We start from the raw sequence: 6,198 nt of genomic DNA, 5'->3' as shown, positions 1-6,198 counted from the left end.
AGATGGCAAAGCAATTGTATTACCAACAGTTGAACCTCCATTATTATAAATTTGTAAAGTATAAGTACCTAATATTTTTGCACTACCCGTTGCATTATAAATTTCAATATAACTTAAACCCCCTGTGTTTGCATCAGTTACTTCACTTATAAATAATTCTGTTGGAGCTGCTCCACCTCCTTCACATCCACTAGCTAGGGTATTTATAACTGTAAATGCATTTGTTGTAGAACATCCTTGAAAATTGGTTACTATTATATTTCCTGTATTTGCCCCAGAAGGAATTACTACCGAAATTTGAGTAGAACTAATTACAGTAACTGGCAATGTTGTACTATTTAATGTAACCGTATTAGTTCCTGATAAATTTAATGTTGATGTAATGTAAACAGTTGTTCCCACTGGTCCAGATGAAGGCGACAAAGTGGTTGTATAAGAAGGACAAGTTCCTGTTCCTTGCACATCAAAAGTATAGGGATTTTCGTTAGAATCATTATTTACAATAGAAATGGTTGCAGTTCTTACACCAGAAGCTTGAGGCGTAAATGTAATTGTAAAAGGAATAGAAGTTGCTAATACTGAGCCAACATTAATTGTTGAAGGTATTGCAGATATTGAGAAATCTCCTGGATTTGCTCCAATAATAGTTACCGCTCCAATTGTTAAATTAGCTGTTCCTTCATTTTCAATATAATATGTTTTATTTGAATTACTTCCAATATTTAAGGCTGCAAAAATTGTATTATAACCCGTACTTGCTGTTGAACCAGAAGGAATATCTGAAGATAGTAAATCTTTAGCAATGTTAATTTCAGGAGTTGGTGCAACTGTATTTGCTACAATTGCATAATCATAAGGATTTTCATCACTGTCATTATTAGCAATATTTATAGTATTAGTAAATGTACCCGCTGTTGCACTATTAAAAGTAACTGTAAAAGTAGTTGATGAACCTGCAGGAACTGTAAGTAAAGCCGGTTGTGTTACAGTAAACCCATTAGTTGTGTTAGAAAGTGTTACTGGGTTTGAAGGCATAACTAAATTAGCCGTACCTAAATTTTGAATGGTAAATGTTTGAGTAATATTAGTACTTGTTAAAACTGTACCAAAATCTGTATGATCTGCTGTAGTGGGTGTAGTATCACCATCAACAATAGAAACACTATTTCCTTGTACATTTATTTCTGGAACAGGTGAACCACAAGGTGATGGTGCATTTCCAAAACCTGTCATTACACCACCTCCTCCTACTAATTGAGAATATCTAATACTTGGGTCAGAAAACCCAGAAGGATTACCTGAACAAGATTGAGCGGGTAAAATTTGTAAATTATTATTTTCAGTACTTACTCCACTACCAGACCAAGCTGAGCCAGGGTCAGTCCCACATGTTCCAAAAGTATCTTGTAAAACACCACCTAAATATACTTGTAAAGCATCATCACCATTAAAACTAAATCCATAAGCAGTAGTACCACTCAGACTTGTTCCATTTATAGTGGCAAAACTAACTAAATTAGCTGTTCCTATTACCCATACTTTACCAGCTTGTAATGTTCCTGAAGTAATATTAGTTGATGTTATCGCTGCACATGCACCACCATTTGTTCCTTGGTATACTTGCAAATTATTTGTTCCAGAGAAAACAATATCACTACCTGTAATATTGAAAATTTCTATTCCTTTTGGAGTTGTTCCAGAATCGGTTTCAATGTACTGGCTAATAATTACTGATTGCCCCCAACTAAAAATTGAGCTTAAAAAGATAATAACGAGTAAAAATTTCTTCATTTTTTGTTTGTATTAATTTATTAAATACTTTTGGGAGAAATTATGTGTCATAAGGCACAAATATAATACCTGTAAAGCTCTTAATTAAATAAGTGAAAGATACTCGATTAAATACTTTTTCTATCGTCGAAATACGCAATAAGCTAGAGTACTACTGTGCTTATCAAGATAGATGCCACCAAGAAGTATATCAGAAAATGTTCTCTTTCTCAATAAATACTTACGAAAAAGAAGAGCTTATGGTTTACTTAATTGAAAATAATTTTTTAAACGAAGAACGTTTTGCTCAAAGCTTCACCAGAGGAAAACACAATTATAAAAAATGGGGGAAAATAAGAATTGTAAATGAATTAAAAGCAAGAAACATTTCGTCAACTATTATCAAAATAGCTTTAAAGGAAATTAACGATTGACTTTATCTAGAAACTTGTGAAGAATTAGCAAACAAACATTGGGAATCCATTGCTGAATCAAATTTTATGAAAAAACGCAAAAAGTTTTGCGATTATTTCATGAGAAAAGGTTGGGAAAATGATTTGATTTATGAGAAAGTTAGAGAGTTGGAGAAGTTGTAGGTTTTAGGTTTTTAGGTTGTCTGTTTTCTGTTGACTGAAAATCTATTATCTTTCCTCTTTATCTAAAAGTATATTTTAATCCAAACATCATATTTCCTTTTGGCATTGGTATCAAACTGGTTTCAGAATATTCCGTATTGAAAATATTATTAGCATAGATTGAAAGTTCCATGTCATTTAATTTATAAGCTGCACTTAAATCTACAACAGTATAACTTACTCCAGAAGTTCTTTCTAAATAACGATAAGCTATAGAGTTTGAAAAGTTTTTAAACCATTGCATTTGATAAGAACCTACTAATTGATGCTTTAAAGAATTAATAGAATATCTCGATTCCACTGCTGCTGTTTTTTTTATTTCGTCTTCTATAAATGTATAGCCTAAATTGATTTTTTGACTTAAAGTATTGACTTTAAACTTATAATCAAATTGGGTTTCAAACCCTTTTGTGTTTACATCTTGAATGTTTTGAGGTGAAAAAGCAACATCCGTAGGATTAACTCTTACATAATCAATCAAATCATTAGAATCTCTATTAAAACCGACTAACGATAAGCCAATTCTGTTTGTGTTCCATCTAATTCCTAGCTCTTGCGCTAAAGCATCTTCTGGTTGTAAATTTGCATTTCCTGTTGCTTGTGGGCCAATGTAGTACAAATCGGTGTAGGTTGGAACTCTGTAGGTATATCCAATATTTCCATAAACTCTTACTTCGTTATTAATCTTATAACCTACATCAATTCCAGGAAATAATTTGTTGTCAAAATCTGAAAAATAAGAAGCTGCAATTCCAGGAGTTACATCTAATTTATTGTCCAAAAACTGAAAACGATGTTCTAAAAACAGAGTTGCAATTTCTCTTTGATTGTCTCCTAAACGATTACTTCCTATATAGTATTTTGAAAATTCGACACCAAAACCTGTAATTCCAATATTTGAAGTATATGAACCATTTAACTCAGCTGCCATTTTATTGGTGATGTGCAAATTTCTATAAGCAGATGGATTTTTTCTTTTATACAAATATAAATCCTCATTTCTTCTCCAGTAAACTCTCGGTTTCCATGTAAAATTTCCTTTTTTAATAACGGTTGAAAACCCAACTAAACTGGCTTGTGTTTCTTCATATTGTTCATTTGCTGTTGGAATTCCGTAAAAACCATTAGCTCCAAATTTTCGTTCTGAATGACTTGCAATCAAATTAATAGGAAGTTTATTTTTATTGAATTGACTTTTTATAAATATATTTTGGTTGTCAAAATCAGTATTTTCTCTATAACCGTTTGAAAAATTCTTACTAAAATGAACAATATGACTGCTATTATCTAAATTAATTGAACCAGTAGCTTCTGCCAAAAACTGATCATAAGAACCTGCTTGAAATTTTGTTACTAAAGCATTACTAGGAGCATTTTTGGTAACAATATTTACAGCTCCAGAAAAAGCATTTTGTCCAAATATACGTGCAGCTGGACCTTTTATAATTTCGATTCTTTCAATAACTTCTATCGGTAAAGCTAAGTTTAAAGTATGATGTCCCGTTTGTGGATCGTCTACTTTTATACCATCAATTAATAATAAGGTTTGATCAAAACTTCCACCTCTTATGTACAAATCGGCTTGCATACCATTTACACCTTGTCTTCTTACATCAATTCCAGCTACTTGTTGTAAAGCATCAGCCACATTTGTAACGCCTAATTTCTGAATATCAGAAGCTGTAACAATTTGAATAGTTCTAGAGTTTTCGTCAAAAGGCAAATCGATTCTAGTAGAAGTCACGACAACTTCTCTTAACGAATCTGTTTTTTGTTGAGTATCTTGAGCTTTTCCTGTTAAAGTAAAAAACACTAAAGAAGCTATTAAAAAGGTATTTTTCATAATAATGACTATTGTTTATATTAAAACGTTGCAAAATTCGTAACTTTCCGGACGAGTAATGTAGTCCAGTTTTTAAATTATGAATAGTCCGGTTGAAACACTTTTAAAACAATTGATTCAGTTTGAAAAAAATACTTCCACAGCTGTATTTATTCAAATTTCCCATCAAATTATTGATGCCATTCAGCGTGGCTATTTAACCAAAGGAACTGCTTTGCCAGGAAGTCGAACGCTAAGTCAATTATTAAACATTCACAGAAATACTGTTGTGGCTGTTTATGATGAATTAGCTTCACAAGGCTGGGTTGAAATTATTCCCAACAAAGGAACATTTGTAATTGTACCTGAGCAAAAAACGGTTTCAATTAAAGCTATTTCTTATCCGACAAATCAAGAAAACGAATGTACAGAAAGAACCGGATTTAATTTTAAACCATCGTTTCATTTAGCTTCTACCACTGAAACTAAAGAAACAAAATATACTATAAATGATGGACAACCCGATTTGAGATTACATCCAACACATCAATTTTCAAAATGGTATAGTGCTTCGATGAAACGAAAAACCTTGCTTTCTAAATGGAATCAGACTTCAAATACAACTCATTCGGTTTATAAAAATCAATTATGTAATTATTTAAACGCTACTCGTGGCTTTCAAATTAAGCCTAAAAACTTAATTAGCACAAGAAGTACAGAGATGAGTTTGTACATCGTATCACAGCTTTTACTGCAGCCAAACGACGTGGTTTTGGTTGGTGATCTTAGTAATTATGCAGCTAATATGATTTTTCAACAAGTTGGTGCTACAATTCACACTATTCCAATTGATAAAAATGGTTTAGATATAGATTATATTAGAAAACACTACATTAAGAAATCGATTCGTTGCGTCTACGTTTGTGCACATCGCCATTATCCAACTACAAATACGCTTAGTGCCGAACGAAGATTGGAATTGTTAACAGTTGCCAAAGAATATGAATTTGCTATAATTGAAGACGATTTTGATTATGATTTTCAATATGAAGGATCAGCCATGTTGCCAATGGCAAGTTCTGATGCCAACGGAAATGTGATTTATTTAGGGAAATTGGGGCAATCTTTGTTTCCAAGTTTTCAGACAGGATTTGTCGTTGCGCCAACTAATTTAATTGTTGAAGCCAAAAACTACTTGCAAATGTTGGATAAACAAGGTGATGTTATTCAGGAACAAATGTTATCTGAATTGATTTATGAAGGTGAAATTCATAGATTAATCAAGAAAAACATCATAAATTATAAACAAAGACGCGATTATCTATGTCAATTGCTGACACAAAACTTTAAAGAAACCCTTCAGTGGAAAAAACCTTCTGGTGGATTAGCAATTTGGTTGCAATTTGAACCTAAAATATCTTTAGTTAAGTTAGCGGAAGAAGCTCAAAAGAATGATTTATTTCTTCCTAAAACTATTCTTTATCAAAATAAAAACACTTGTGCAATTCGTTTTGGCTTTGGTCATTTAGATGAAGAAGAGCTTGAAATTGTAGTTACAAAGCTAAAAAGAGCTTATAATAACATCGTTAAGAAATAAATTTTTATTCTTTTTTGATATTTATTTATTGTTATTCAATAATTTTTATATATTTGTGAAATAATTTTAAACATTTAGTTATGAAAATTAAAATCACAACCAATCAAATTTTGAAAGTTTTGGAAATACTTTCGTGGATCATTTTTATTGGATTATGTATTGAAGCGGGTGGAATTATCGTCAATACATTTATTTCGCTTTTTATAAATCCTGATGGTGTTGAAAATTTTTGGAAAGGAAAAGAATATTTATCTAGTCTTTACCAATATGATTATGGTTATTTCATGGTTGTAGCGATTATTATGTGCATTGTTGCCATTTTGAAAACAATTCTGAATATTTGTCTCCAGAAATAGAAAATAGCCCAATTCCTA

At 31.5% G+C, this 6,198-nt stretch carries 5 protein-coding genes; 3 read left to right on the top strand and 2 right to left on the bottom strand.

What is annotated here, in order from left to right:
• Window positions 1-1,791: choice-of-anchor D domain-containing protein (locus AACZ53_RS13325; protein WP_339839413.1), on the bottom strand; the 1,791-nt coding region annotated here is incomplete at its 3' end.
• 239 nt (window positions 1,792-2,030) lie between these two features.
• Between AACZ53_RS13325 and AACZ53_RS13320 the strand changes: the two genes are divergently transcribed.
• On the top strand, window positions 2,031-2,204 hold the full coding sequence (locus AACZ53_RS13320; RefSeq protein WP_339839410.1) for a RecX family transcriptional regulator: 174 nt from the start codon (window positions 2,031-2,033) through the stop codon (window positions 2,202-2,204).
• A 220-nt stretch (window positions 2,205-2,424) separates the two neighbouring features.
• Here AACZ53_RS13320 and AACZ53_RS13315 read toward each other — a convergent pair whose 3' ends face one another.
• Window positions 2,425-4,248, bottom strand: a complete 1,824-nt coding sequence (locus AACZ53_RS13315) for a TonB-dependent receptor (protein ID WP_339839408.1) — start codon at window positions 4,246-4,248, stop codon at window positions 2,425-2,427.
• Window positions 4,249-4,327: 79 nt separating this feature from the next.
• On the opposite strand from AACZ53_RS13315, the gene AACZ53_RS13310 reads away from it, so the two are divergent.
• A complete protein-coding gene (locus AACZ53_RS13310) occupies window positions 4,328-5,824 on the top strand; it encodes a PLP-dependent aminotransferase family protein (RefSeq protein ID WP_339839405.1) in 1,497 nt (498 codons plus the stop codon).
• Window positions 5,825-5,904: 80 nt separating this feature from the next.
• Window positions 5,905-6,180 (top strand): hypothetical protein, encoded by a 276-nt coding sequence (locus AACZ53_RS13305; protein WP_339839402.1) that lies wholly within the window; start codon window positions 5,905-5,907, stop codon window positions 6,178-6,180.
• Window positions 6,181-6,198: the final 18 nt, after the last annotated feature.

This window comes from uncultured Flavobacterium sp. (genome assembly GCF_963975005.1).
Lineage (GTDB): Bacteria > Bacteroidota > Bacteroidia > Flavobacteriales > Flavobacteriaceae > Flavobacterium.
This window is presented reverse-complemented; position numbering and strand designations above follow the sequence as displayed.

Excerpts from the sequence above, each read along its gene's own strand:
- AACZ53_RS13320 (WP_339839410.1), top strand. The coding sequence starts at position 2,031 with ATGGTTTACTTAATTGAAAATAATTTTTTAAACGAAGAACGTTTTGCT.
- AACZ53_RS13315 (WP_339839408.1), bottom strand. The coding sequence starts at position 4,248 with ATGAAAAATACCTTTTTAATAGCTTCTTTAGTGTTTTTTACTTTAACA.
- AACZ53_RS13310 (WP_339839405.1), top strand. The coding sequence starts at position 4,328 with ATGAATAGTCCGGTTGAAACACTTTTAAAACAATTGATTCAGTTTGAA.
- AACZ53_RS13305 (WP_339839402.1), top strand. The coding sequence starts at position 5,905 with ATGAAAATTAAAATCACAACCAATCAAATTTTGAAAGTTTTGGAAATA.